We start from the raw sequence: 2498 nt of genomic DNA, 5'->3' as shown, positions 1-2498 counted from the left end.
GGCCTGGTCTTTCATGGGCGCGGGGAACTGCGCGAGAAGCCCCACTCAGCCGCACCCGCCAACGCTCCCGAACCTCCGAACCATGAGGCGCCGTGGCAAGGTTCACAGCACCGGGAGACCAACCACGGCCTACCAACCGGTAGCGATCGTTCATGATGAGCGCATGCTCAGGTTCATGCCCGTAGGCGACTCCATGACGATCGGGAGCGCGGGCGAACACACATGGCGCTACCGGCTCTGGCAGCACCTGCGCACGACGCACGACGGCCCCTTCAAGATCGTCGGCCCGCGCGAGACGCTGCACGACAAGGCGACGGACGCCCCGACGTCGTACGAGTACGCCGACACCGACCCGCGTTTCCCCCGCGCCCATCTGGCGGGCTGGGGCGAGGGCTGGCTGCACATGACCCCGCTGATCGCCGACGCGATCCGCGGCCACAAGGCCAACGTCCTCCTCGTCTCCCTCGGCCTCATCGACCTGGGCTTCTATACCAACGCCGAGCAGACCGCCGAGAACACCCGCCGCTTCGTCGAGGCCGCCCGCGAGGCGAACCCGCACGTCCGCATGGTTCTCCTCCCGGTCACCCCGAACGTCCGCGCCGAATCCGACGCCCCCTTCGCCACCGAGGTCGCCCGCTTCAACGAACTCCTCGCCAAGGCGGCCGCCGACCTCGACGAACCCCGCTCCCCTCTCCTCCTGGCCTCCCCGCCCCCGTCGTACGACATCAACTGGGACACGTACGACGGCACCCACCCCAGCACCTCCGGCGAGCACAAGATCGCGGCGGCTTTCGCGAACGCGATGCACGAGGGGTGGGGGCTGGGGGGACCGTACGAGCAGTCGTGATCGCCGCGCATGTCGTGACGACCCTGGGACGCGAGCAGCCCTCTTCGTGGTCGTGAACCTGGTCGGCCTGCCTCGCCGTCACCAGCGCGAACGCAACCAGTCCCGCCAGCCGTCCTCCTGTGACCGTACCGGTCGTGTCCTGGTCACCGTGCGTATCGTTGTACTGCGCGGCCGTCTTCGATCGAGGAGCGGCCGGCGAGGAGCGCCACGATGACCGTCCTTGAAGACAGGATCGAGATGGCCGACATCAACGAGCAGACCCTGGACAAGCTGTTCGACCAGATGCATGTCCCCGAGGGCTACAAGGCCGAGATCGTCGAGGGGACCATCTACATGTCGCCGCAGCGGGATGCTCATTGGCAGACAATTCGCCGGATCGTTCGTGTGCTCGATAACCACTTCGGCGAGGACGTGGACGTCGTGTCGGATGTCCGCATCGACTTCCCCGGCCAGCTGAACGGCCTCGCCCCGGACGTGGCCAAGCTTCGCGACGGCGCCGAGAAGGACGCCAAGGGCCGCTGGCGCTATGCGGACGTCGAGTTCATCGCCGAGGTCATCTCCACGGACACCGCCAGGAACGACTACGGCCCCAAGAAGACCGCGTACGCGCTCGCCGAGGTCCCCGTCTACCTGATCGCGGACCCCTGCGCGGGCAAGTCGACTGTTCACCCAGCCCAAGGACGGCGACTACGTCAGCGACCTGTCCGTCACCTACGGCGGCGAGGTCGACATGACCACCACTCTCCTCGGCCTGGTCCTTCCGACCGCCAAGTTCCCGCGAGGCTGAGAGTCGCCCGCGGCCTCCCGGCTCAGCCGCTCCACTCTTGATGGGCTGCCTCCCGCTCGCTTGGATGGCCCGGTCGGACGTGACCCGCGCGGGCCGCGTCGAGCGGCGCGGCGGCGGGAGATGGTGCGGGGATGGCGCGGGCCGGGCGGGGCGGTGGGCTGGGGCGGGAGTTCCGGTGGCTGTGGGCGGCGTACGCGGTCAGCGCGTTCGGTACGCGGCTGTCGTTCGACGCGTTCCCCCTGATCGCGGTGCTGGTCCTGCACGTCGGCCCGACGGAGGTCTCCGCGCTGGCGGCCACCGGCCTGGCGGTGGGCGCGGCCGTGGCCGTACCGCTCGGCCCCTGGGTGGAGTTCCGCCGCAAACGCCCGGTGATGATCACGATGGACCTGGTCCGCTGCGCGGCCCTGCTGACGGTCCCGGCGGCATACGCCCTCGACCTGCTGACCTTCCCCCAGCTCCTCCTGGTGTCCGTGGTCGTCGCCGTGGCCGACATCACCTTCGTCGCGGCGAGCGGCGCCTGCCTGAAGTCCCTGGTCCCCCCGGAACACCTCGTGGCCGCCAACGGCCGCTTCGAGGCGACGACCTGGACGACGACCATGCTCGGCCCACCCCTCGGCGGCGCCGCGATCGGCCTCTTCGGCCCGGTCACCACCCTGCTGACAGACGCCGCCAGCTATCTGCTCTCGGCCGCGGGCATCCGAGCGATCGGCGGCAAGGAGCCCCACCCGACACAGAACGAACCGCCCGCGACACCCGCGACGCCCGCGACGCCCGCGAAGCCCGCGAAGCCCGCGAAGCCCGCGAAGCCCGCGAAGCCCGCGAAGCCCGCGAAGCCCGCGAAGCCCGCGAAGCCCGCGAAGCCCG

Annotated in this window: 2 protein-coding genes and 1 pseudogene; all 3 read left to right on the top strand. The window is 70.1% G+C overall.

Annotated elements, in window-relative coordinates; genetic code table 11:
- Positions 1 to 163 precede the first annotated feature (163 nt).
- Positions 164 to 847: a GDSL-type esterase/lipase family protein gene (locus ACFU53_RS47705; protein WP_384006843.1), complete on the top strand. Its 684-nt coding sequence runs from the start codon at positions 164 to 166 to the stop codon at positions 845 to 847.
- Positions 848 to 1057: 210 nt separating this feature from the next.
- Positions 1058 to 1634: pseudogene (locus ACFU53_RS47700) on the top strand (Uma2 family endonuclease).
- Positions 1635 to 1765: 131 nt separating this feature from the next.
- A partial coding sequence (locus ACFU53_RS47695) for an MFS transporter (RefSeq protein ID WP_384006840.1) occupies positions 1766 to 2498 on the top strand: 733 nt, incomplete at its 3' end.

The sequence above is a fragment of the Streptomyces sp. NPDC057474 genome (assembly GCF_042802555.1).
Classification (GTDB): domain Bacteria; phylum Actinomycetota; class Actinomycetes; order Streptomycetales; family Streptomycetaceae; genus Streptomyces.
The sequence above is the reverse complement of the archived record's forward strand: the minus strand, read 5'-3'. Positions and strand labels throughout refer to the sequence as shown.